We start from the raw sequence: 21514 nt of genomic DNA, 5'->3' as shown, positions 1-21514 counted from the left end.
AGCGGCGCATTATCGCAGATCGGCAAGGCCCCGCCGGTGGATACGCTGCGGTATGGGAGGTCTTCACAATTCGATACGTTGCTTGCGTCTGCGGGCGGATGCCTCAACAATGCCGCCATTCAGCCAAGTTCGGCCCCAGAATTTCCAGCTTCGAGGAGGAAGTCCTTCATGTCGTACACAGTGACCGTGGTGTTCGGTGGCAATCGCGAATACGATTTTGCGCTGCACGATTCCGAAGTGACGGGAATGACCAAGGATCAGGCGCGCGGCTGGCTGGCGAAGGAGTTCGAGGAGCTGGAATGCACCCCGACCAACCCGATGGGCAAGGTGCTGGTGCTGGACATGGTCCTCAATGTTGCCAAGTACGGCGGCGAAAGCCGCTTCGAGCAGGCGACCGAATGGGCGAAGAAGTTCGCCCTGGTGACGGCGGCCGCGCTCGATCGCCCGGCTGTCCGGGTCGACGTGGCGGGTTTCACTGTCGGCTGAGTTCCATTACCTGGCGGGGACTGCCGTACCGTAGGAGCGGCTCTAGCCGCGGTGGTCGCGGCTAGGCGCCCCCAGCTAGGCGCCCCCAGCTAAAGCCGCTGCTGCGCGAGAGGTAGTTCGCCTAAGTGGCCCGACCGAGCCGATACACCGCCACGCTGGCGAGGAAGTTCGGTTCTTCCAGCACCAGCTTGCCTTCGTCGAACGCCAGCCGCTCGCGTACCGCGATGCCGTTCATCTCGCACAGCACGTCGAAGTCGGCGATGGTGAAGAAGCGCACGTTGGGGGTGTTGTACCACTGGTGCGGCAGGCTCTCGGACACCGGCATGCGGCCATTCAGGATGCTCTGGCGGTGGCGCCAGTAGCCGAAGTTCGGGAAGCTCACCACCGCCTCGCGGCCCACCCGCAGCATCTCGTGCAGGATGCCCTGGGTGTTGTGCATGGCCTGCAGCGACAGGCTCATGATGACGTGGTCGAAGAAGCCGTCTTCCAGGCCGACGAGGCCTTTCTCCAGGTCCATCTGGATCACGTTGATGCCGTTCCGGACGCTGGCCTGCAGCTTGTCGGGGTCGTTCTCGACGCCGTAGCCCTGCACCTGGCGAACTTCCACCAGATGTTTGAGCAGGGTGCCGTCGCCGCAGCCGAGGTCGAGCACCTTCTCGCCGGGCTCGATCCATTGCGCGATCACTTCATGGTCGTAACGGTAGGCGGTCATGTCATACCTCGATGCGGTCGAACCAGGCCGACAGCAGCGCGTGGTAGCGCGTTTCGTCGAGCAGGAATGAATCGTGGCCGGCGTGGCAGTCGATGTCGGCGTAGCAGACGTTGCGCTTGTTGTGCAGCAGCGCATAGACGATCTCGCGCGAGCGCTCGGGCGAGAAGCGCCAGTCGGTGGTGAAGGAGATCACCAGGAAGTCGGCGCTGGCGCGCGCCAGCGCGGCCGGCAGGCTGCCGCCGTAGTCGAAGGCGGGGTCGAAGTAGTCCAGCGCCTTGGTCGTCAGCAGGTAGGTGTTGGCGTCGAAGTAGCCGGCGAACTTGTCGCCCTGGTAGCGCAGGTAGGACTCGATCTCGAACTCGACGTCGTAGCTGTAGGTATTGCGGCCATGGCGCAGGCTGCGGCCGAATTTCTCCGCCATCGAATCGTCGGACAGGTAGGTGATGTGGCCCACCATGCGCGCCAGCTTGAGGCCGCGCGCCGGCACCACGCCGTGCTCGTAGTAGTGGCCGCCGTGGAACTCGGGGTCGGTCAGGATGGCCTGGCGCGCGACTTCGTTGAAGGCGATGTTCTGCGCGGTGAGCTTGGGCGCGGCGGCGATCACGGCGACGTGGCCGACGCGCTCGGGGAACTGCAGCGACCACGACAGCGCCTGCATGCCGCCCAGGCTGCCGCCGACGACCGCGGCGAAGCGCTGGATGCCGAGCCGGTCGGCCAGCCGCGCCTGCGACTCGACCCAGTCCTCGACGGTGACGAAGGGGAAGTCGGCGCCCCACGGCTTGCCGGTGGCCGGGTTCGGCTGGTTGGGGCCGGACGAGCCGTAGCAGCCGCCGAGATTGTTCACGCCGATGACGAAGAACTTGCGTGTGTCCAGCGGCTTGCCCGGGCCGATCAGGTTGTCCCACCAGCCGACGTTGTGCGGATCGTCCGCATAGTGGCCGGCGAGGTGGTGCGAGCCCGACAGCGCGTGGCAGACCAGCACCGCGTTGCTGCGCTCGGCATTGAGCGTGCCGTAGGTCTCGTAGACCAGATGGTAGTTGTCGAGCTGCCCGCCGCTGCGCAGCTTGAGCGGCTCGGCGAAGTCCGCCCGCTGCGGTGCGACGACCCCGACGGATTGAGCTTGGATCATGTTCGTGCCGTTTAAAACGAAAAACCCAGTCGGCTGAAGCAGCGGACTGGGTGCCCTCGCTTTAGCCGTATTTGTTGAGCGCCCGCAAGCTGTTGATCAAATCGGCGCTAGGTCGGGCGAACTTAGCGCCCGCCGCGGGAAAAGTCAAACTCCGCGGGCATGATAAGATTTTCTTCCGCAACACCAATCGGTACTTTCATGATCCAGGTCATCGTCAACGGCCAGCCCGAAGCGCTGGCGCCCGGTCTCACCGTCCTCGGCCTGCTCGAAGCGCGCGGCCTCGTCGGCAAGCGCCTGGCGGTCGAGCGCAACGGCGACATCGTGCCCAAGGCGCGCCATGCCGAGGTGCAGCTCGCCGAGGGCGACCGGGTCGAGATCGTCGTCGCCGTCGGCGGCGGCTGAGTCCGGCCGCAGAGCCGCCTCCGCGCAACGCGCACATCGATACAGCTCCACCCCATCACCGAGAACAACACAGGCTTTCACACCATGAACGACCCCCTGGTCATCGCCGGCAAGTCCTATGGCTCGCGCCTGCTGGTCGGCACCGGCAAGTACAAGGATTTCAACGAGACCCGCGAGGCCATCGACGCCAGCGGCGCGCAGATCGTCACCGTCGCCATCCGCCGCACCAACATTGGCCAGAACCCGGACGAGCCCAACCTGCTCGACGTGCTGCCGCCGGACCGCTTCACCATCCTGCCCAACACCGCCGGCTGCTACACCGCCGACGACGCGGTGCGCACGCTGCGTCTGGCGCGCGAGCTGCTCGACGGCCATGCGCTGGTCAAGCTCGAGGTGCTGGGCGACCCGAGCAACCTGTTCCCCAACATGCCGGAGACGCTGAAGGCGGCCGAGACCCTGGTCAAGGACGGCTTCGACGTCATGGTCTACTGCGCCGACGATCCGATCCAGGCCCGCATGCTGGAAGACATCGGCTGCGCCGCGGTGATGCCGCTGGCCTCGCTGATCGGCTCCGGCATGGGCATCCTGAACCCGTGGAACCTGCGCCTGATCATCGACAACGCCAAGGTGCCGGTACTGGTCGATGCCGGCGTCGGCACCGCGTCGGACGCCGCGATCGCGATGGAACTGGGCTGCGACGGCGTGCTGATGAACACCGCCATCGCCGGCGCCGGCCAGCCGGTGCTGATGGCGAGCGCGATGAGGAAGGCGGTCGAGGCCGGCCGCGAGGCCTTCCTGGCCGGCCGCATGCCGCGCAAGTTCTATTCGGCCGACCCCAGTTCGCCGACCCAGGGGCTGATCGGTTCATGAGCGACACGGACGCAGTGCAGCACGACCCGCAGCAAGCCGTGGCCGGTATCGAGATCATCGGCCGCGACAGCCCCGAGCACCGCTTCTCCAGCCGCAGCATCCGCAGCTTCGTGCTGCGCCAGGGCCGCATGTCCGAAGCGCAGCAGCGCTACCTGGACGAGATGCTGCCGCAGATCGGCATCGACTACCGCGTGGCGCCGCTCGACCTGGACGCCGCCTTCGGCCGCCGGGCGCCGAAGATCCTCGAGATCGGCTTCGGCATGGGCGAGACCACGGCGAAGATCGCCGCGGCGATGCCCGGCCACGACTTCCTCGGCATCGAAGTGCATACGCCGGGCGTCGGCGCGCTGTGCAAGCTGGTCGCCGAGGGCAATCTGAGCAACCTGCGCATCATGCAGCACGACGCCGTCGAGGTGATGCGCGACATGATCGCCGACGGCGCGCTGGCCGGTGTGCATGTGTTCTTCCCCGATCCCTGGCGCAAGAAGCGCCACTTCAAGCGCCGCATCATCCAGCCGGATTTCGTCGCCCTGATCGCGCAGAAGCTGGCGCCGGGCGGCTACCTGCACTGCGCCACCGACTGGGAAGACTACGCGCACTGGATGCTCGAGGTGATTTCCGCCGAGCCCCTGCTGCAAAACACTGCCGACGGCTTCGCGCCGCGGCCCGGCTACCGGCCGCTGACCAAGTTCGAGAACCGCGGCCTGAAGCTGGGCCACGGCGTCTGGGACCTGGTGTTCCGCCGCCGCACCGATTGAGGAGGGGCGTCCTGTGATCCGGGGCCTGTTCCGTTTCATCTTCGCCACGCTGCGGCTGTTCGTGCGCACGCTGGACTTCGTCGTGCGTGGCCTGTTCTACGCCCTGCTGGTGTTCGCCGTCGGCATGGTCGTCGCCTTCTTCTTCCGCCCCGAACCCGAGATCCCGGCCGGCTCCGCGCTGCTGCTGCGTCCGGGCGGCGCCATCGTCGAGCAGGCGGTGTTCGACCAGCCGCTCGACCTTCTTGCCTCCGGCGGCACGCCCGCCGGGCAGAACGTGCTCGCCGACCTGCTCGAAGCGGTCCGCCTGGCCAAGGACGACGCACGTATCAGCGCGCTGGTGATCGAGACCGACCCCCTGCTGGCCGGCGGCTTCTCCAAGCTGGGCGAACTGCGCGCCGCCATCCTCGACTTCAAGGCTTCGGGCAAGCCGGTGCTGGCGCGCGGTGAGCGCTTCACCCAGGGGCAGTACTACCTGGCGACCGCCGCGGACGAGGTGCACCTGTCGCCCGACGGCTTCGTGCTGCTGACCGGCCTGTCGCGCTACGGCGCCTATTTCAAGGATGCGCTCGACAAGCTGGGCATGAAGATGCATGTCTTCCGCGTCGGCGAATACAAGTCCTTCTCCGAGCCCTTCACCCGCAACGACATGTCGGACGAGGACCGCGCCGCGTCGCGCGACCTGCTCGACGGCGTGTGGGCGATGCTGCGCGACGACATCGCCGCGGCACGCAAGCTGGCGCCGGAAGCGATCGACGCCCATGTGAACAACTATCGCGATGCGCTGGCGGCAACGGGCGGCGATGGTGCGCTGGCGGCGCGCAACGCCGGCCTGGTCGACCACTTCAGCACGCGCGACGAATGGCGCGCGCGGCTGCTCGAGCGCGTCGGCACGAAGTCGCACAACGGTGATCCGCGCGTGGTCGATGTCGATCATTACCTCGCCGTGGCGCGCAGCAAGCAGCCGCAGCACGGCGAGCAGGTGGCGGTGCTGGTGGCGCAAGGGGCGATCGTCGATGGCAGCGAGCCGGCCGGCGCGGTCGGCGGCGACACCTTCGCCGAACTGATCCGTGCCGTCCGCGAGGACGACCAGATCAGGGCGCTGGTGCTGCGTATCGACAGCCCGGGCGGCAGTGCCTCGGCGTCCGAGGTCATCCGCCGCGAACTCGAACTGACGCGCAAGGCCGGCAAGCCGGTCATCGCCTCGATGAGCTCGGTGGCCGCATCCGGCGGCTACTGGATCGCGTCCGGCGCGGACGAGATCTGGGCGGCGCCGGCGACCCTGACCGGCTCGATCGGCATCTTCGCGATGTTCCCGGAGTTCTCCGAACCTCTGCAGCGGCTCGGCATCCACATCGATGGCGTGGCCACTGCGCCGCTGGCCGGCGCGCTCGACCCGCGCCGGCCGCTCAGCCCGGCCGCGGCCGAAGCCATGCAACTCAGCATCGAGCACGGCTACCGCCGCTTCCTCGATGTCGTCGGCAAGGCGCGGGACATGAAACCGGCTGAGGTCGATACCGTTGCCCGCGGCCGGGTGTGGCTCGGTTCGGCGGCGCGTGAGCTGGGCCTGGTGGACCAGACCGGTGGCCTGGAAGCGGCCGTCGCCGCCGCGGCCAAGCGTGCCGGACTGGAGAATTACGACGTGGTGAGGCCCGAGCCCGGCCAATCGCTGCAGGAGCGCCTGCTGCGCAAGTTGACGGGTTTTGCCGGTCAGTTCGGCGTCGAGCTGCCGCAGCTCGCGCCGTCGCCGCTGCTTCGCCTGCTGGCCGAAGTGGAGGCGCCCGCAGCGGCCCTGCTGCAGTGGAACGATCCGCAGCACCAGTACATGCATTGCCTGTGCGAGGCACCCTGAGGGTGCGTGTGCAGGTGTCATCCACCCCGAGTGTGAACAAGGAGACCGCATGAGACTCAGCAGCCAGAGCTTCGCCGACGACGCCCCCATCCCGGGTGAATTCGCCTTCTGCGTCCCGGCCGACGAAGGCCATGTGTGCCTGAGCGACAACCACAATCCGCAGCTGGAGTGGCGGGACGTGCCCGAGGGCACCCAATCCTTCGTGCTGATCTGCCATGACCCCGACGTGCCGAGCAGGGGCGACGACGTGAACCAGGAAGGGCGCTCCGTGCCGGTCGACCTGCCGCGGGTGGATTTCTTCCACTGGGTGCTGGTCGATCTGCCGCCCGACCTGCGTTCCATCGATGCCGGCCAGTTCTCCAACGAAGTGACGCCGGGCGGCAAGCAGGGGCCGGACACTTCGCTCGGCGCCCGCCACGGCATCAACGACTACACCGCCTGGTTTGCCGGCGACGAGGCGATGAAGGGCGACTACTACGGCTACGACGGCCCCTGCCCGCCGTGGAACGACGAACTGGTGCACCACTACGTGTTCACGCTGTACGCGCTGGACGTGGCCAACTGCCCGGTCGAAGGCCGTTTCACCGGCCAGGAGGTGCGTGATGCAATCGAAGGCCATGTGCTGGCGGAAGCGCGCATCACGGGGACGTATACGCTGAATCCGTCGCTGCTCTGATATTGCGTCGTTCCCGGCCCCACCCGTTTCCGTCCTTTTCTTGAGGTGGGGGCCGGGTGGGGACTTCGTTCCGGGGCTGCGGAACTCGCCCTGCGGGCTCGGACAGTCCTCGCCCGTTCCCGAAGTCCCCATCCGGCCTTGTACTGTTTCCAGCGGTAGAGGTGCCTGGACCAGGGCGCTTTTCCTGATTCGCCGGAGCCCCTGTGCTCTCGTTTCAGTCGTCCAGAAAAACCTGCAACAGGTCGTTCAGGAACCGTTGCCCGCGCGCGCTGGGCTTGATGCGGTCGCTGCCGGTTTCCAATAGCCCCTGTTCCTGCGCCGCGCGCAGCTTGTCGCCGATCGCTTCTAGCGGAATGCCGGTACGTGCCGCAAACAGCTTGGCCGGCACGCCATCGGTCAGGCGCAGCGCATTCATCATGAATTCGAAGGGCAGTTCCGCCACGGCGACCTCGCGCGCCTCCTGGACGAAATCGCCGCGTGCCGCGCCTTCGAGATAGCGCGCCGGGTGCTTGTGGCGCATTTCGCGGCGGATGCCTTCGTGGCTGGACAGCTTGCCGTGGGCGCCGGGGCCGATGCCGAGGTAGTCGCCGAAAGTCCAGTAGTTGAGGTTGTGCCGGCTCTGGCCGTGCGGGCGGGCGAAGGCGGAGGTTTCGTAGTGCGCGAAGCCGGCGGCGGCGAGGCGGGTTTCGATGGCTTCCTGCATGTCGGCGGCGCTGTCGTCATCGGGCAGCGGCGGCGGGTCGTGGGCGAACGGGGTGTTCGGCTCCAGCGTCAGGTGGTAACAGGACAGGTGTTCGGTGCCGAAGCCGATCGCGGTGTCCAGGTCGGCCAGCGCCTGCTCCAGGGTCTGGCCGGGCAGGGCGTACATCAGGTCGAGATTCACGCGCTCGAAATGCGTGGTGGCGGCCTCGATCGCGCGTTTCGCTTCATCGCCGCCGTGGATGCGGCCGATCCTGGCCAGCATGGCGTCGTCGAAGCTCTGGATGCCGAGCGAGATGCGATTGATACCTGCGGCGCGGTAGTCGCGGAAGCGCTCGGCTTCGACGGTGCCGGGGTTGGCTTCGAGGGTGATCTCTGCCAGCGGGTCGAGTTGCAGCAGCATGCGGACGCTGGTGAGCAGGGCGTCGAGCGTGGGCGCCGACATCAGGCTGGGCGTGCCGCCGCCGATGAAGATGCTATGGACCCGCCGGCCCCAGACCTGCGGCAGCGCGTGCTGCAGGTCGGCGAGCACGGCGTCGAGCCAGGCCTGTTCCGGAATGCCGCCGTCGCGCGGCGCGTGCGAGTTGAAGTCGCAGTAGGGGCACTTGCGCACGCACCAGGGGAAATGCACGTACAGCGCCAGCGGCGGCGGGGCATCGAGTTGAGGGCGCTGCGGCAGCGGCACGGTGCGCGCCGCCGGGGCGGGGGTGAGCGGGATGATGCGACGGGTCACGGCAGGGTCCAGGGCCGGGCGGAGCGGCGCCGGACTGCGCGCCTGGCCCGCCCGGCGGCTTACAGCGGGTGTGATTCGAGGCGGGCGAGCAGGTGGCGCATCGCCGCGCCGCGGTGGCTGAGGGTGTTCTTCAAGGCGGCGTCGAGCTCGGCGGCGGTCTGTTCGAGCTCGGGCAGCCAGAACAGCGGGTCGTAGCCGAAGCCGCCTTCGCCGCGCTCGGCGCTGAGGATCTGGCCGTGCCATTCGCCGTCGGCGATCAGCGGCTGCGGGTCGTCGGCGTGGCGCACCAGCACCACCACCGAGCAGAAATAGGCGCTGCGCTGTCCGAGAGCGGGAAAGCCGGCGAGTTTTTCCAGCAGCAGGGCGTTGTTGCGCGCGTCGGACTTCGGCTCGCCGGCGAAGCGGGCCGACTGCACGCCGGGCGCGCCGCCCAGCGCCGCGACGCACAGGCCGGAATCGTCGGCGACCGCCGGCAGGCCGGTGGCCGCGGCGGCGTGGCGGGCCTTGGCGAGGGCGTTTTCGACGAAGGTGAGGTGGGGCTCTTCGGCTTCGCTGACGCCCAGCGCGCTCTGCGGGATGATCTCGATGCCCAGCGGTGCGAGCAGGGCCTGCATTTCGGCCGCCTTCTTGGCGTTGTTGCTGGCCAGGATCAATCGTTTGCTCATGTCGTGCTCCTCGTGTCGGTGCCATGGGTCGTGGCATCACTCAGGGCGGCGCGCTGCAGCTCGACCAGACGGCGGATGCCGCCTTCGGCGAGGTCGAGCAGGGCGTCCAGCTCGGCGCGCGAGAAGGCCGCGCCTTCGGCCGTGCCCTGCACTTCGATGAGGCCGCCGCTTTCGGTCATGACCACGTTCATGTCGGTGTCGCAGCCCGAGTCTTCGGCGTAGTCCAGGTCGAGCACCGGCGTGCCCTGGTGGATGCCGACCGATACCGCGGCGACGAATTCGCGCATCGGATTGCGCGCCAGCTTGCCGGCGGCGACCAGGCCGCCGATGGCGTCGTGCACCGCGACGCAGGCGCCGGTGATGGCGGCGGTGCGGGTGCCGCCGTCGGCCTGCAGCACGTCGCAGTCTATGATGATCTGGCGCTCGCCCAGCGCGGCGAGATCGACCACCGCGCGCAGGCTGCGGCCGATCAGGCGCTGGATTTCCTGCGTGCGGCCGGTCTGCTTGCCCTTGGCCGCTTCACGCGCGCCGCGGGTGTGGGTGGCGCGCGGCAGCATGCCGTATTCGGCGGTCAGCCAGCCCTGGCCCTTGCCGCGCAGGAAGCCGGGCACGCTCTCCTCGACGCTGGCGGTGCACAGCACGCGGGTATTGCCGAATTCGACCAGCACCGAGCCTTCGGCATGGCAGGTGAAGCCGCGGGTGAGGCGGACCTTGCGGAGTTCGTCGTGTTGGCGCTGGCTGGGTCGCATGGGGATGTCCTATCGTTTGTCGAATTTGTGGATGGCGGCGTTGATCTCGCGGATCGCGCGTTCGATCTCGTCCTCGTCGAGGTCGGCGAGGCGGCCGCTGCCGCGGCTGGAAAGCTCCATCTCGGTGGCGAAGTCGTCGAGCGACATGGTCTGCGTCGAAATGGCGTCGGGCTGAGCCGCGCCGATGTCGTCGTGCCAGCACATGGCCACCAGCGACAGGTTGTCGGCCTTGTCGCCGCCGTGGAATTCCGCCCGGTCGAGCAGCTGCGGCACCGCCTCGGCAGGCGGGGCGCCATTCAGGCCGAGCACGATGGTGTCGTTGTCCAGCGGGCCCCACAGGCCGTCGCTGCACAGCGCGATGAGATCGCCGTCCTTGAGCGTGAAGGGCTCCGAATATTCGATCTGCGGCGCGTGCGTGCCGCCGAGGCAGGAGTAGATGCGGTTGCGTCCGGGGTGGCTGGCCGCCTCGTCGGCGGTGATGACACCTTGTTCGAGCAGCAGCTGCACGCGCGAATGGTCGCGCGTCTGCTCCAGGATGCGGTCGCGGCGCAGCAGGTAGAGGCGGGAATCGCCCGCGTGCGCCCACCAGGCGGTGCCGTACTGGACCACGCAGGCGACGATCGTCGTGCGTGGCGCTTCGGCGAGATTACGGTCGAAGCTGTCGTCGAGGATGGCGTGGTGGGCGCCGCTCAGCGCGCGCGACAGGAAGTGCAGCGGGTCGGCCAGCGCGGGGTGGGCGTCGCGCTGGAAGGCCTGGGTGACGTACTGCGCGGCGATGTGGGCCGCCAGTTCGCCGTGCTGGTGTCCGCCCATGCCGTCGGCGACGAGCATCAGCAGCGCATCGCGCGAATAGCAGTAGGCGATGCGGTCCTGGTTGGCGCTGCGCCGGCCGGTGCGGCTTTCCTGGTAGATGGTGAATCGCATGCTGCCTTCCTTCAACTGCGGCCGACGAAGGCCTTGAGCCGGCTGCCGAGATCGGTGAACCAGCGGGTGTGCGGGGTGGCTTCGGTGGTGGCCGTGGCTTTCTGCACCAGGGCCTTCTGCAGCGCATAGACGCTCTGCGGCCGCGCCAGCGGATCGAGCTGCAGGCACCAGTCCACCAGCCCGAGCAACTGCGCGCTGTACTTTTCCGCGTGCGTCCTGCTGAGCGGCTGCAGCGTGTCGTGCTTGACGCGCTCGTCCGCGCGCGGCGGCGCCTTGCCGACGATGCAGGCATGCAGCGCGGCGCCGACGCTGTAGACGTCGCTCCAGGGGCCGAGCTGGTCGCGGCGGTCGTACTGCTCGGGTGCGGCGAAGCCGGGGGTGTACATGGGTTTCAGCACCGGCAGGTCGTTCGCCAGCGTCTGGCGCGAGGCGCCGAAGTCGAGCAGCACCGGCGTGCCGTCGGCGCGCAGGTAGATGTTGGAAGGCTTGATGTCCAGGTGCAGCAGCTTGTGCGCATGCACCTCGCGCAGGCCGTTGAGCATGCGCACGAACACCGTGCGGATGAAGGATTCCTTCAGTTCGCCGCGATGCTTCTGGATCATGTCGTGCAGCGTGCGGCCGCGTTCGAACTGCATCACCATGTACACCGTGCCGTTGGCGCGGAAGAAGTTCAGCACGCGGACCACGTTGGGGTGCATCAGCTTCGCCAGCGAGCGCCCTTCCTCGAAAAAGCACTTCATGCCGTAGCGGAAGGCGGGCAGATGCTCCTCCGACACCTGGGGCTCGATCTCGCCGTCCTTGCGCAGCGCAAGCGAGTTGGGCAGGTACTCCTTGATCGCCACCGGCGTGCCCACTTCGTCATATGCCAGGTACACGATCGAGAACCCGCCCAGCGACAACTGGCGGTCGATGCGGTACTGATCGAGCTGGAAGCCTGCGGGCAGCGCGCAGTTGGCTTGAGGCGGCATCTTCGTGGGCGCTAGAATCCGGGCTTTCCCAGCCTCTTTCCTGAGTGGGACCCGCAGTGTAATCCATCGCGCCGGGTTCCCGGAGACCCCCGATGATCCAAAGCATGACCGGCTTCGCGGTCCAAACCCGCGATCTGGGCAGCGTTAGCCTGCACCTCGAACTGCGCAGCGTGAATTCGCGCTATCTCGACCTCGGCTTCCGCATCGTCGACGACCTGCGCCAGGCCGAACCTGCCATCCGCGAACGCATCAGCGCCCGTCTCGGCCGCGGCAAGGTCGAATGCCGCCTGAATCTGCAGGCCGGCCATAGTGCCCCGCGCAGCCTGGCGCTGAACGGCACGCTCGCCGACCAGCTCGCCGAAGCGCAAGCCACGCTGCGCGCGCGTTTCCCCGACGCCGCGCCGCTGTCGGTGAACGAACTGCTGCGCTGGCCCGGCATGCTCGCCGACGACAGTCTCGGCTTCGACGAGCTGCTGCCGCACATCCGCGCGCTGGCTGACGCTGCCCTCGACGAACTCGTCGCCACCCGCCAGCGCGAAGGCGAAAAGCTCGCCGATGCCATCCGCGAACGCGTCGCCCGCATGCGTGAACTGGTCGCCACCGCCTCGCCGCGCATGCCCGCCATCGTCGCCGAATACCAGGACCGCCTCACCGCCAAGCTGCGCGATGCCGTCGCCAGCCTGGACGAGGACCGCATCCGCCAGGAAGTTGCCCTCTACGTCCAGCGTATCGATGTTGCGGAGGAGCTGACTCGCTTGAGCACCCATCTCGACGAAGTCGAGCGCATCCTCAAGTCGCCCGGAGCGGCGGGCAAGCGGCTGGATTTCCTGATGCAGGAGCTGAATCGGGAAGCGAACACGCTGGCGTCGAAGTCGCCGGCGACGGACATTACGGGTATTGCGATGGAGATGAAGGTGTTGATCGAGCAGATGCGGGAGCAGGTGCAGAACATAGAGTGAAGTTTCAGGATGGCACATGCCACCCGAAAACTCCTTGAAAATCAGTTGGTTAGCGTGGCAATGGGTGTCATGAGGTAGCAGGCGATTTCAGCGTAGCGCACGATTTCTGTGGGGGAAATCGTGGGGGAAATTTGCTTCCCCATGGTTTCGGGGGCAGCGCCCGAATTTTTCCCCCACAGATTCCTCGTGAATCGCTGTGGAGATCGCACCATGACTGAAACCGAACGCGTCACCGACAAGACGCTGCGAGCCTGGCTCAACACCGGCCCCGTCGACCGGGGCATTGGCAACGGCCTGACCTTCGTGGCCACCACCGCCAGTGCACTGAAGGGTAGGGCCTCCTGGGTTCTTCGCTATCGCTTCGGCGGCGTTGCCCGAGAGAAGGTGCTCGGCCGCTACCCTGACCTGTCGCTCAAGGACGCCCGCGAAGCGGCCCGTCTGAACCGGGCACGCATCCAGCAGGGCGTGGACGTCGCCGCCGAGAAGCGCGCCGAACGGCTCAAGGCCCAGGAGCAAACCACTGTGGCCTCCCTCGCCCAGGCCTGGTACGACCGCCACATCGCCAAGACCTACAAGCACCCCGAAGTCGTTCTGCGCGTCGTCCGTCGCCATATCGAGCCCGTGGTCGGCAAGCTGGGCGTGGCGGAGGTCCGGCCACTGCACATCGACAAAGTGCTCACCCGCATCCTCGCCGCAGGCGCGCCGACCGTCGCCAACGATGCGCTGCGCTACCTCTTTCGCATGTTCCACTTCGCCGTGAAGCGCCGCTGGATCGATGCCAACCCCGTCTCCGGCTTCGAGATTTCCGACGCAGGTGGCACCGAGGCGTCGCGGCAGCGCTGGCTGAACCGCGATGAACTCGCTGCGTTCGCCAAGGCCATGCAGGGCACGCCGAACTTCGGCCGCCAGAACGAGCTGGCCATATGGCTGCTGCTCGCCCTGTGCGTGCGCAAGATGGAGTTGCTGTCGGCCCGGTGGAGCGAGTTCGACCTGAAGCGCGGCGTCTGGTCGCTGCACCCGTCGCGCACGAAGATGAACCAGTCCATCGACATCCCGCTCGCGGCGCCGGTCCTGCGGTGGCTGGAGGAGGTCCAGGTGTTCTCCTGCAACAGCGAGTACCTGTTCCCTACGCGCCGGTTGATCCACATGAAAGGCGGCGTGCCGAGGCGGAACCGCTTCGGCCACATCAGCCCGGACACGCTCAACGTCGCGCTGCGCCGCCTGCCGCTGGACGACATCGAGCACTTCACCGTGCATGACATGCGCCGCACGGCCCGCACCCACATGGCCGCGCTGGGCGTGGACCGCTTCGTCGCAGAGCGGGCGCTGAACCACAAGGTGCGCGATGTCGAGGGCGTCTACAACCAGTACGACTACTTCGAGGAGCGCAAGGTGGCGTTGGATCGATGGGCGCAACTGCTGGAAACAGTCTCCTCCTCTTTCAGAAGCTGCGGCACCACTGCCGAGTAAGTACCAAAGTAATGACACTTACCTGTCAGAAGACGCGTTGAGGATCAGAAAAATGATCTTTGCCCTGGCAACCGCCAACGAAATCCTCCGGACCATGGGCCAGCGTCTGCGCTTGCAGCGATTGGCTCAAGGGCTCCCTCAGCGTGAATTGGCGCAGATGGCTGGCCTGTCGCTGGGAGCGCTGCGCAAATTGGAAAGCAGCGGCCAGTGCTCATTGGAAACGGTGGTTCGTGTGGTCCAGTCACTGGGGCTGGTGGATGAGTTGGAACACCTTTTCGTGCTCAAGCGTCAATCCATCGCACAGATGGAGCGGGCCGAACTTGCCACCCAGCGGCAGCGAGCGCCGCGTCAGAGGCGTCCGTAGCCTGTCACCGCCCGGTCATTTTCGTTTATTGCGATTTTCGTTTGTTTCGAATAAAATCCTCCACATTGATCTTCAGATGCAGGAAGCCATCATGTCCACCGCCGCCCTTGTCAACGTGTCGCTGCCCGTCGAGCGTGAGGTGCAGGCCGCCCTGGAAGGACAGCGAGCCTTGGCCGCCTTTCTGGCCACGCGCCTGGAAACGCAGCAGATCCAGATCTTCGACGACAAGAACCAGGCCCATCGGGTGGAGTTGCCCACGTCCGCACTGCGCCTGCTGGTGGACATCTTGGCGGAACTCGCCGAAGGCAATGCCGTCAAGGTGGTGCCGGTTCATGCCGAACTCACGACCCAGGAGGCCGCCGACATGCTCAATGTGTCCCGGCCACACTTGGTCAAGCTGCTCGAAGAGGGGGCTCTGCCCTTCCACAGGGCCGGCAAGCATCGGCGCGTCCGCTTTGCCGATCTGATGCAGTTCAAGGCCCAGAGAGACCAAGCCAGCGAAGACGCCATGGCAGCATTGGCGAAGCAGGCTCAGGAACTGAGCATGGGCTACGAATGAGGCAGTCGCCATTCACGGCCGTCTACGACGCGTGCGTGTTGTACCCGGCGCCGCTGCGGGACTTCCTCATGTGGCTGGGTCTTTCTGGCCGCTTCCGGGCGCGTTGGAGCACGCAGATCCACGAGGAATGGAAACGCAACCTGCTGATCAACCGGCCGGATCTTCGCCCGGATCAGATTGACCGCACATCGGCATTGATGGACCAGGCCATCCCGGATGGCCTGGTTTCGGATTACGAAGCGCTCATCGCCGGACTACGCCTGCCAGACCCGGACGACCGCCATGTCCTGGCTGCGGCCATCCGTTGCAGTGCCAGCGTCATCGTGACCTTCAACGGGAAGGATTTTCCGCAGGCAGCGCTCGCGCCCTTCGGCATCGAGGCGCAGCATCCCGATCTGTTCATTGACAACCTGCTCGACCTGGATGCGGCAGCAGTCGTATCGGCCGCGCAGAAGCAGCGGGCGCAGCTGAAAAGCCCGCCGCTGGATGTTGACCGCTACCTCGAAGCATTGCTGCGACAGGGTCTGGTCCAGACCGTCAAGGCCCTTGCAACCTATCGAGCCATTCTCTGACGAACCCAATAAGGTCTACTGACCACATGCTTGCTCATGGCAACTTGCGCGAGCAATCCGTGGCGTGATCAAAGTCGCCTGCAGTGGAACTGACAGACCTGGGTGTTTTGCCAAAGTACGCATCCGTGATCTGTGTCCTCCCATGCCCCAAGTGCTCGGCAAGTTGCTGACGCGCCCGGCGGTCGAGCTCTGGATCAACCAGCCCACCGCCGGCCACCGGCGGACGCTGCCCCGTGATGGCCTCGTAGCCGTCGGCCGCCCCCTGGTGCCGCAAGCCGTGCGGCGTCACACCCAGCGCAGCCCGGGCGATGCCATGGCGCTCCATCACGTAGCGCAGATGCCGCATGGCCTGCTGCAGGGTCAGGCGCGGATCGCTGACGCTTTCATGCACGCCCACCGTCACCCGGCGCGCATAGTCGATGGCCGCCTGCCGCTGTGCCGTATCGATGGCGATCATCCGCTCCCGTCCACCCTTGGTGCCCCGGTGGGTATCCAGGTAGAAGGCGATCTGCTCGCCCACCCTGCCCGCCTGGGCGGCCGTGAGGACATCCTCATGCGGACGCAGCATCACGCTCTCCTTGAAGCGCAGATGGAAGGCCTGCATGAGCTTCAATGACACCGCAGCGTGCACGTCGTACGCTTCGACCGCGCGAATCACCGCCTCGACGTCCACGCCCTGGGCACGCCATGACTTGTCGATGCCGCTGGCCAGCGAGCGCTGGTAAAGCCGCGCATCTTCGAAGTAGCAGCCAATCGGCCGCAACAGTCTCGGCTTGCCGATCCAGGCCGTGAAGGTTTTCAGGAAGCTGAAGTAGGTCTGGATGGTCGCCGGGCTCATGCGTCCGGCCTTGGCTTCGGATTGCCAATGTGCCATCACTGCTTCCGCATGCCGGCCGCTGAAGGATCGCGGATCGAGCTTGAATTGCCGGGGTGGCCGGCGCAGGAAGTCGAATAGCCAGTGGCAAAAGCGCTGGCGCTCGGCCATGGTCTTGTGGCTGACGCCCTTGTGCTTGCTGCTGTGACGCCAGTTGTGTTCTCGCAGGAGCAGGGTCAGCACGTACCGCCATCGCTTAGGCGACAAAGGCAGTTCGTGCAAGGCCAGCTGATCGGCCTGGTGCGAGCTGTGCCGGCCCGGTACGGTTCGTTTTGCGTTCATGATTCGTATCCGTCGTCGATGGAGGAGCCCTGGTTTCGCTGCATCAGCGGGCTCCATGACCGATGCCATGCCAGTGGTTTGCAGCCCTCGCCGAAGCGGAGCCACGCGGAGGTGCGTAAAAGTGATCGCCGGCCAGCACGCGTCTTGCGCAATGTGGCGTTCGCCGCAGCGAACCAGGTTCTCCAGGAACCCGAGGCAACCCCGGAGGCATGACCTCCGGTGCGGTGCCCGAGCGGCACCGCGAACTCATCCTCCATCGCCGGCCTGACTGGCAGCGCCCGTTCCGCGACGGGCGCGCAATGCCGCTCCACGCTGGCCGTGCCGCCACACAGGGTGGAACAGGCACGGCTGACCCGAGGTCAGTACGTGGATGCGAGGAGGAGGAACTCGTACGCCGACCCCACAGGGCAGGCGTCATTCGCAGCCGGGAACGGTGCGAGAGATTGCGGGGAACGACAGATCACCCGAGGGTGGTCAAACTGTCGGTGCTCAAGGCATGGGCGGTCGGGCCGCCACAGGAATGGGCACGGCCACTCTGGGTTGCCGTACCAGGCACGCAGACCTTGCCGCCGCATCGGGTGCGGCGAAATGGCAAGGCTGCCTCGGGCTCAGGGCCGCGAGGCGCGCGTCCATCGAAGGGCTCCATGGATGCAGGGCATCCGGGATGCTCAGCGCACAGCGCGCAGCGGTGAAAGGGCACCGCAACTCCAGGTCTCGCTTGACGTGCTCGATGCACGCTCCCGACGGTCGCCAGCTGAACCATGCGTCGGAGAGGAACGTCCAGTGTGCGCACGGATGACCGCCCTTGCAAGCGCAAAAAGAGCCGTTTAGCGCGCCACCAGCCGAGAACAACCACGCTTTGCGAGGTGTTGACAGGGCGTTCGCCTACCTCTGGTTCCGAACCTCTCGAAAAGGCTTGAGGCCAGACAGGCTTCCTCCCTCAGCAGGGCAACTCGAATGCCACTTTTTCGGAAACCATGCATGCTGTCGGATCCGAAATTTTCACTGCAATGTCACGACCATCACAGCGCAGTAGCACTGAGTGCCATAGGTAGGAGGTACACACGGCCCATCGTGGCAGTTGACGAGTCGCACATCCATGAGAGCTTGTGCTCATTTCAGCAAGCGGAGCCCGAAATGAGCCAGTTCTGGTATGTCACCGGCCAATTGACCGAAGTGCAGCGCTACATCAATGTCCCCATGCGCTGGTGCGAGCAGTATCCCGCGCGCGAACGGCGGGAGTTCTGGCTGGCCCGGACCGATGGCGTCGACCAGGACGTGAAGCTCGTGGTCTACAGCCGCTCGATGCCGGCACGGCGCGGGCACGAGGTCTGTGTGCTGCTGTTCAGGGGACTGGCTGTGGGCCTGGTGAACCTGAACACAGGCCGGCAGGTCAACTTCATCCGCGCCGATCCGCCGCTGCTGCTGCGCCGCTGCGACTGGCTCGTGTCGGTTGGCATCATCGCCTCGGGCGCCGCCCTGGCCCTCGGCTGGGATGTGCTGGCCCTGGTGGTGGCCGTGCCCCTCGGGGTGCTGTACTTGCCCGTACAGGTGATCCGACGGCTGCTCGGGCGAACCTGGCTGCGCGGACAAGTGGATCGTGGCCTGGAGAAGGCGTTGACAGCGGTATCCGCCGAGCCACCGCGGCTGCGACGAATCAAGTAGCGAAGCGCAGCGGAATCGCCGCCCCGTGCGGTGATTGCAGACCTCTTTCACCGCATGAATTGCGGCAATCACTTGCCCATGCGGTGAATTGGGCGTCTAATCTCCGCATGTATAGCGGAGAAAATCTCTACATCTGGCAATCCGCCGACTGGCCTCAGTTGCGCTACGACCTGCCTCCATTGGCCCAAGCGCTGGCCGAGGTCAGCCGCGCCCAGGGCATGCTGCTGGGTCGTCTGGCCGACGTCGGGCTGACGCTGCGCGACCAGGCCAGCCTGGCGGCGCTGACGGACGATGTGGTCAAGACCAGCGAGATCGAAGGCGAGCTGCTGGACGTCGCCTCCGTCCGCTCGTCCATCGCCCGCCGCCTGGGCATGGACATCGGCGCCCTGGCGCCAGTTGATCGACATGTCGAGGGCGTGGTTGAGATGGTGCTCGACGCCACCTCGCGCAGCACCAAGCCTTTGACGGCCGAGCGCCTGTTCGGCTGGCATGCCGCCCTGTTCCCGACGGGCTACTCGGGCCTCGCCAAGATCACCGTGGGCCAATGGCGCGATGACGCGGCCGGCCCGATGCAGGTCGTGTCCGGCCCGATGAGCCGTCGCAAGGTTCACTTCCAGGCGCCCCCCGCAAACGCACTGTCAGCCGAGATGGCACGTTTCCTGACATGGGCGAACCGGGAAACAGACGAGCCTGCGCTTATCAAGGCCGGGCTGGCCCACCTCTGGTTTGTCACCCTGCACCCGTTCGACGACGGCAATGGCCGCATCGCGCGCGCCGTGGGCGATCTGTTTCTGGCGCGTGCCGATGGCGCCGAGCAGCGCTTCTACAGCCTGTCGGCGCAGATCCAGCGCGAGCGCAAGGCCTACTACGACATCCTCGAACGCACCCAGAAGGGCTCGCTGGACGTCACCGAGTGGCTGGCCTGGCTCCTCGGCACGCTGGGCCGAGCCGTCGCCAGCGCCCAGACCACGCTCGACGGCGTGCTAGCCAAGGCCCGGTTCTGGCAGCGCTGGGCCGGCACGCCGATGAACGAGCGCCAGATCAAGCTCCTCAATCGCCTGCTTGATGGCTTCGACGGCAAGCTCACCAGCAGCAAGTGGGCAGCCATTAGCAAGTGCTCGCCGGATACGGCCCTACGCGACATCACACAGTTGCTGGCTTTGGGGATGTTACGAAAGTCCCCCGGAGGCGGACGCAGCACTGGGTACGAACTGGCAGTCGACGACCACCCCTGAAGCAGTAGGAACGAGACGCCTGAAAGACATCAAATAAAACCTGATCAAAACATGTCAAACCAGGCTCAATCGGGTGAATTAGGCCTTCGATTTCATGAGAAGATGTGAACGTTACCGGAGGTACACCCTTTGATGGAAGTCGAGTTATGACCACTCGTTGGCTATCGGTTGAGGAGATCGCCGAACACCTCGGCGTAAGCAAGGACACCGTCTATGCATGGATCAGCAAACGAAACATGCCAGCCCATCGAATCGGCCGACTGTGGAAATTCAAATCCGAAGAGATCGACGAGTGGGTGCGCTCGGGCGGCGCGGCAGAAAGCGAAGGAAGGGCGAGGAAATGAAGAACTTGGCTTCTGCTCGTTTCGATCGCCTCATATGGTGGTCGAAATGGAAACAGGAGAACTGACGTGAAGAAAAAAATTGCATGCGTCGATCTGTTCTGCGGCGCGGGAGGGCTGACCCATGGCTTCATCTTGGAGGGGCTGCCCGTCGTCGCGGGCATCGATCTCGATCCCGCTTGCCGTTTCCCCTACGAACAGAACAACGGCAAGGCCCGATTCCTCGAGCGTGACATCAGCACGGTCACGACCGACGAACTCAAGGGGCTGTTCGGCGACGCCGATGTGACGATCTTGGCGGGCTGCGCGCCGTGCCAACCCTTCTCTACCTACGCCCAGCGTTACGAACTCGATGGCAAGGATGGCAAGTGGGGCCTGCTCTACCAGTTTGCGCGGCTCGCGGAAGGCACGATGCCCGACGTCATCACGATGGAGAACGTGCCAACCGTCGCCAAGCACGAGGTCTTCCACGATTTCGTCGATACGCTGAAACGGCTCGGCTACGAGGTCTGGCACGACGTCGTCGATAGTTCCCTCTATGGCGTCCCGCAGATGCGACGTCGGATGGTGTTGTTGGCCTCCAAGCACGGCAAGATCGAGATGATTGAGCCGACGCGCAAGAATCCCAAGACGGTGAAGCAAGCCATCGGTCGCCTGCGTCGTCTCAGCGCCGGTGAATCCGCTCCCAAGGACAAACTGCATGTCACCTCGATGCTGTCCGAAACAAATCTCAAGCGGATCAAGGCGTCCAAACCCGGCGGCACTTGGCGCGATTGGCCGAAGAACCTCGTCGCCGATTGCCACCGCGCAGACAGCGGGCGCACCTATCCGGGCGTCTATGGACGCATGGAGTGGGACAAGCCCGCGCCGACGATGACGACCCAGTGCTATGGATTCGGCAATGGCCGCTTCGGCCACCCCGAGCAGGATCGGGCCATCTCGCTGCGTGAAGCGGCGATCTTGCAGAGCTTTCCGCGTGACTACAAATTCATCCCGAAGCGTGGTGAGGTCAGCTTCAAGGTGCTCGGACGGCTCATCGGCAACGCGGTGCCCGTCGATCTCGGTCGCGCCATCGCCCGCAGCATTGATCGGCACCTCGCCCCGGTCGCACGGTGATGGACTGACGTGGATCGCCCGATGCCCAGCCCCCTGCCTTCGTCATCCGATGCCAGTCACCGCATGGCGAAGGTCAGGCAGACGGGTACGGACGCAGAGCTGGCGCTACGGCGGGAGATGTATCGCATCGGCCTGCGCTACCGGGTCGGCTACGAGGTGCTGAAGAAACCGCGCCGCGTCGCGGACGTGGCGTTCCCCGGTCGCAAGATCGCCGTCTTCGTCGATGGCTGCTTCTGGCACGGTTGCCCAGAACATGCCACGTGGCCGAAGCGAAACGCGGAGTTCTGGCGGCAGAAGATCGAGGCCAACCGCCAGCGGGACGCGGACACGAACGCGCGGCTTGAGGCCGCCGGTTGGACGGCGCTGCGCTTCTGGTCGCACGAGTCGCCAGCCAAGGCCGCCGCGACGGTCGCCAGCGTGGTCGCCAAGGCCGACGCGAAGAACTGAAAAGGAAGAT

24 protein-coding genes are annotated in these 21514 nt (G+C 66.0%); 16 read left to right on the top strand and 8 right to left on the bottom strand.

Annotated features, from left to right (window positions below; all coding sequences use genetic code 11):
• The first annotated feature begins 168 nt into the window (after positions 1-168).
• Positions 169-486: a hypothetical protein gene (locus tag QM748_RS15095; protein ID WP_415247731.1), complete on the top strand. Its 318-nt coding sequence runs from the start codon at positions 169-171 to the stop codon at positions 484-486.
• Positions 487-607: 121 nt separating this feature from the next.
• On the opposite strand, the gene metW is transcribed toward QM748_RS15095, so the two are convergent.
• Entirely contained in the window at positions 608-1198 is a 591-nt protein-coding gene (gene metW / locus QM748_RS15090) for a methionine biosynthesis protein MetW (protein ID WP_415247730.1), read from the bottom strand.
• Between the two features lies 1 nt (position 1199).
• A complete protein-coding gene (gene metX / locus QM748_RS15085; protein ID WP_415247729.1) occupies positions 1200-2327 on the bottom strand; it encodes a homoserine O-succinyltransferase MetX in 1128 nt (375 codons plus the stop codon).
• Between the two features lie 198 nt (positions 2328-2525).
• On the opposite strand from metX, the gene thiS reads away from it, so the two are divergent.
• The 5 genes from thiS to QM748_RS15060 all read left to right on the top strand — a co-directional run bounded on the left by thiS (position 2526) and on the right by QM748_RS15060 (position 6882).
• Positions 2526-2729, top strand: coding sequence for a sulfur carrier protein ThiS (gene thiS / locus QM748_RS15080; protein ID WP_415247728.1), 204 nt, complete (start codon positions 2526-2528; stop codon positions 2727-2729).
• Between the two features lie 84 nt (positions 2730-2813).
• The gene (locus QM748_RS15075) at positions 2814-3599 is read left to right on the top strand and encodes a thiazole synthase (RefSeq protein WP_415247727.1); all 786 of its coding nucleotides are present in this window, start codon (positions 2814-2816) and stop codon (positions 3597-3599) included.
• Complete coding sequence (gene trmB / locus QM748_RS15070; RefSeq protein ID WP_415247726.1) at positions 3596-4357, top strand: tRNA (guanosine(46)-N7)-methyltransferase TrmB; 762 nt, start codon at positions 3596-3598, stop codon at positions 4355-4357. Before QM748_RS15075 ends, trmB begins: the two co-directional genes overlap by 4 nt.
• A gap of 13 nt (positions 4358-4370) precedes the next feature.
• Positions 4371-6206 (top strand): signal peptide peptidase SppA, encoded by a 1836-nt coding sequence (sppA, locus tag QM748_RS15065; RefSeq protein WP_415247725.1) that lies wholly within the window; start codon positions 4371-4373, stop codon positions 6204-6206.
• Between the two features lie 49 nt (positions 6207-6255).
• Positions 6256-6882 (top strand): YbhB/YbcL family Raf kinase inhibitor-like protein, encoded by a 627-nt coding sequence (locus QM748_RS15060; RefSeq protein WP_415247724.1) that lies wholly within the window; start codon positions 6256-6258, stop codon positions 6880-6882.
• Between the two features lie 214 nt (positions 6883-7096).
• Here QM748_RS15060 and hemW read toward each other — a convergent pair whose 3' ends face one another.
• The 5 genes from hemW to QM748_RS15035 are packed head-to-tail and all read right to left on the bottom strand — an operon-like array spanning position 7097 to position 11620.
• Positions 7097-8314: a radical SAM family heme chaperone HemW gene (gene hemW / locus QM748_RS15055; protein ID WP_415247723.1), complete on the bottom strand. Its 1218-nt coding sequence runs from the start codon at positions 8312-8314 to the stop codon at positions 7097-7099.
• A gap of 59 nt (positions 8315-8373) precedes the next feature.
• Positions 8374-8979 (bottom strand): RdgB/HAM1 family non-canonical purine NTP pyrophosphatase, encoded by a 606-nt coding sequence (gene rdgB / locus QM748_RS15050; RefSeq protein WP_415247722.1) that lies wholly within the window; start codon positions 8977-8979, stop codon positions 8374-8376.
• Positions 8976-9728, bottom strand: a complete 753-nt coding sequence (rph, locus tag QM748_RS15045) for a ribonuclease PH (RefSeq protein WP_415247721.1) — start codon at positions 9726-9728, stop codon at positions 8976-8978. The genes rdgB and rph overlap by 4 nt, the downstream gene beginning before the upstream one ends.
• A 9-nt stretch (positions 9729-9737) precedes the next feature.
• Positions 9738-10652 carry a PP2C family protein-serine/threonine phosphatase gene (locus tag QM748_RS15040; protein ID WP_415247720.1) on the bottom strand — a complete coding sequence of 305 codons (915 nt, stop codon included), beginning with the start codon at positions 10650-10652 and terminating at the stop codon, positions 9738-9740.
• 11 nt (positions 10653-10663) lie between these two features.
• Entirely contained in the window at positions 10664-11620 is a 957-nt protein-coding gene (locus tag QM748_RS15035) for a serine/threonine protein kinase (protein ID WP_415247719.1), read from the bottom strand.
• A gap of 92 nt (positions 11621-11712) precedes the next feature.
• On the opposite strand from QM748_RS15035, the gene QM748_RS15030 reads away from it, so the two are divergent.
• The 5 genes from QM748_RS15030 to QM748_RS15010 all read left to right on the top strand — a co-directional run bounded on the left by QM748_RS15030 (position 11713) and on the right by QM748_RS15010 (position 15544).
• The gene (locus QM748_RS15030) at positions 11713-12579 is read left to right on the top strand and encodes a YicC/YloC family endoribonuclease (protein ID WP_415247718.1); all 867 of its coding nucleotides are present in this window, start codon (positions 11713-11715) and stop codon (positions 12577-12579) included.
• A 210-nt stretch (positions 12580-12789) separates the two neighbouring features.
• Positions 12790-14049, top strand: a complete 1260-nt coding sequence (locus tag QM748_RS15025) for a tyrosine-type recombinase/integrase (RefSeq protein ID WP_415247717.1) — start codon at positions 12790-12792, stop codon at positions 14047-14049.
• Between the two features lie 52 nt (positions 14050-14101).
• Entirely contained in the window at positions 14102-14413 is a 312-nt protein-coding gene (locus tag QM748_RS15020) for a helix-turn-helix domain-containing protein (protein WP_415247716.1), read from the top strand.
• Between the two features lie 91 nt (positions 14414-14504).
• Positions 14505-14972 (top strand): helix-turn-helix domain-containing protein, encoded by a 468-nt coding sequence (locus tag QM748_RS15015; RefSeq protein WP_415247715.1) that lies wholly within the window; start codon positions 14505-14507, stop codon positions 14970-14972.
• On the top strand, positions 14969-15544 hold the full coding sequence (locus tag QM748_RS15010; protein ID WP_415247714.1) for a PIN domain-containing protein: 576 nt from the start codon (positions 14969-14971) through the stop codon (positions 15542-15544). The genes QM748_RS15015 and QM748_RS15010 overlap by 4 nt, the downstream gene beginning before the upstream one ends.
• Positions 15545-15578: 34 nt before the next feature.
• On the opposite strand, the gene QM748_RS15005 is transcribed toward QM748_RS15010, so the two are convergent.
• Positions 15579-16700 carry an integrase domain-containing protein gene (locus QM748_RS15005; protein ID WP_415247713.1) on the bottom strand — a complete coding sequence of 374 codons (1122 nt, stop codon included), beginning with the start codon at positions 16698-16700 and terminating at the stop codon, positions 15579-15581.
• Between the two features lie 1137 nt (positions 16701-17837).
• On the opposite strand from QM748_RS15005, the gene QM748_RS15000 reads away from it, so the two are divergent.
• The 5 genes from QM748_RS15000 to QM748_RS14980 all read left to right on the top strand — a co-directional run bounded on the left by QM748_RS15000 (position 17838) and on the right by QM748_RS14980 (position 21504).
• The gene (locus QM748_RS15000) at positions 17838-18365 is read left to right on the top strand and encodes a hypothetical protein (RefSeq protein WP_415247712.1); all 528 of its coding nucleotides are present in this window, start codon (positions 17838-17840) and stop codon (positions 18363-18365) included.
• Between the two features lie 107 nt (positions 18366-18472).
• Positions 18473-19600 carry a Fic family protein gene (locus tag QM748_RS14995; RefSeq protein ID WP_415247711.1) on the top strand — a complete coding sequence of 376 codons (1128 nt, stop codon included), beginning with the start codon at positions 18473-18475 and terminating at the stop codon, positions 19598-19600.
• Positions 19601-19746: 146 nt separating this feature from the next.
• Complete coding sequence (locus QM748_RS14990) at positions 19747-19944, top strand: helix-turn-helix domain-containing protein (protein ID WP_415247710.1); 198 nt, start codon at positions 19747-19749, stop codon at positions 19942-19944.
• A gap of 66 nt (positions 19945-20010) precedes the next feature.
• Entirely contained in the window at positions 20011-21057 is a 1047-nt protein-coding gene (locus QM748_RS14985; protein WP_415247709.1) for a DNA cytosine methyltransferase, read from the top strand.
• 21 nt (positions 21058-21078) lie between these two features.
• The gene (locus QM748_RS14980) at positions 21079-21504 is read left to right on the top strand and encodes a very short patch repair endonuclease (protein ID WP_415247708.1); all 426 of its coding nucleotides are present in this window, start codon (positions 21079-21081) and stop codon (positions 21502-21504) included.
• Positions 21505-21514: the final 10 nt, after the last annotated feature.

Source organism: Thauera sp. (assembly GCF_047601425.1).
GTDB lineage: Bacteria > Pseudomonadota > Gammaproteobacteria > Burkholderiales > Rhodocyclaceae > Thauera.
Note: the sequence above shows the minus strand (reverse complement) of the source record. Positions and strands in the feature narration are given on the sequence as shown.

What these genes read in the sequence shown, in the direction of transcription:
- QM748_RS15060 (WP_415247724.1), top strand. Translation starts at nt 6,256, where the DNA reads ATGAGACTCAGCAGCCAGAGCTTCGCCGACGACGCCCCCATCCCGGGT.
- QM748_RS15005 (WP_415247713.1), bottom strand. Translation starts at nt 16,700, where the DNA reads ATGAACGCAAAACGAACCGTACCGGGCCGGCACAGCTCGCACCAGGCC.
- trmB (WP_415247726.1), top strand. Translation starts at nt 3,596, where the DNA reads ATGAGCGACACGGACGCAGTGCAGCACGACCCGCAGCAAGCCGTGGCC.
- thiS (WP_415247728.1), top strand. Translation starts at nt 2,526, where the DNA reads ATGATCCAGGTCATCGTCAACGGCCAGCCCGAAGCGCTGGCGCCCGGT.
- rph (WP_415247721.1), bottom strand. Translation starts at nt 9,728, where the DNA reads ATGCGACCCAGCCAGCGCCAACACGACGAACTCCGCAAGGTCCGCCTC.
- QM748_RS15000 (WP_415247712.1), top strand. Translation starts at nt 17,838, where the DNA reads ATGAGCCAGTTCTGGTATGTCACCGGCCAATTGACCGAAGTGCAGCGC.
- QM748_RS15025 (WP_415247717.1), top strand. Translation starts at nt 12,790, where the DNA reads ATGACTGAAACCGAACGCGTCACCGACAAGACGCTGCGAGCCTGGCTC.
- metX (WP_415247729.1), bottom strand. Translation starts at nt 2,327, where the DNA reads ATGATCCAAGCTCAATCCGTCGGGGTCGTCGCACCGCAGCGGGCGGAC.
- QM748_RS14990 (WP_415247710.1), top strand. Translation starts at nt 19,747, where the DNA reads ATGACCACTCGTTGGCTATCGGTTGAGGAGATCGCCGAACACCTCGGC.
- QM748_RS15040 (WP_415247720.1), bottom strand. Translation starts at nt 10,652, where the DNA reads ATGCGATTCACCATCTACCAGGAAAGCCGCACCGGCCGGCGCAGCGCC.
- QM748_RS14995 (WP_415247711.1), top strand. Translation starts at nt 18,473, where the DNA reads ATGTATAGCGGAGAAAATCTCTACATCTGGCAATCCGCCGACTGGCCT.
- QM748_RS14980 (WP_415247708.1), top strand. Translation starts at nt 21,079, where the DNA reads ATGCCCAGCCCCCTGCCTTCGTCATCCGATGCCAGTCACCGCATGGCG.
- metW (WP_415247730.1), bottom strand. Translation starts at nt 1,198, where the DNA reads ATGACCGCCTACCGTTACGACCATGAAGTGATCGCGCAATGGATCGAG.
- QM748_RS15010 (WP_415247714.1), top strand. Translation starts at nt 14,969, where the DNA reads ATGAGGCAGTCGCCATTCACGGCCGTCTACGACGCGTGCGTGTTGTAC.
- QM748_RS15095 (WP_415247731.1), top strand. Translation starts at nt 169, where the DNA reads ATGTCGTACACAGTGACCGTGGTGTTCGGTGGCAATCGCGAATACGAT.
- QM748_RS15015 (WP_415247715.1), top strand. Translation starts at nt 14,505, where the DNA reads ATGTCCACCGCCGCCCTTGTCAACGTGTCGCTGCCCGTCGAGCGTGAG.
- QM748_RS15035 (WP_415247719.1), bottom strand. Translation starts at nt 11,620, where the DNA reads ATGCCGCCTCAAGCCAACTGCGCGCTGCCCGCAGGCTTCCAGCTCGAT.
- QM748_RS15020 (WP_415247716.1), top strand. Translation starts at nt 14,102, where the DNA reads ATGATCTTTGCCCTGGCAACCGCCAACGAAATCCTCCGGACCATGGGC.
- rdgB (WP_415247722.1), bottom strand. Translation starts at nt 8,979, where the DNA reads ATGAGCAAACGATTGATCCTGGCCAGCAACAACGCCAAGAAGGCGGCC.
- QM748_RS15075 (WP_415247727.1), top strand. Translation starts at nt 2,814, where the DNA reads ATGAACGACCCCCTGGTCATCGCCGGCAAGTCCTATGGCTCGCGCCTG.
- QM748_RS15030 (WP_415247718.1), top strand. Translation starts at nt 11,713, where the DNA reads ATGATCCAAAGCATGACCGGCTTCGCGGTCCAAACCCGCGATCTGGGC.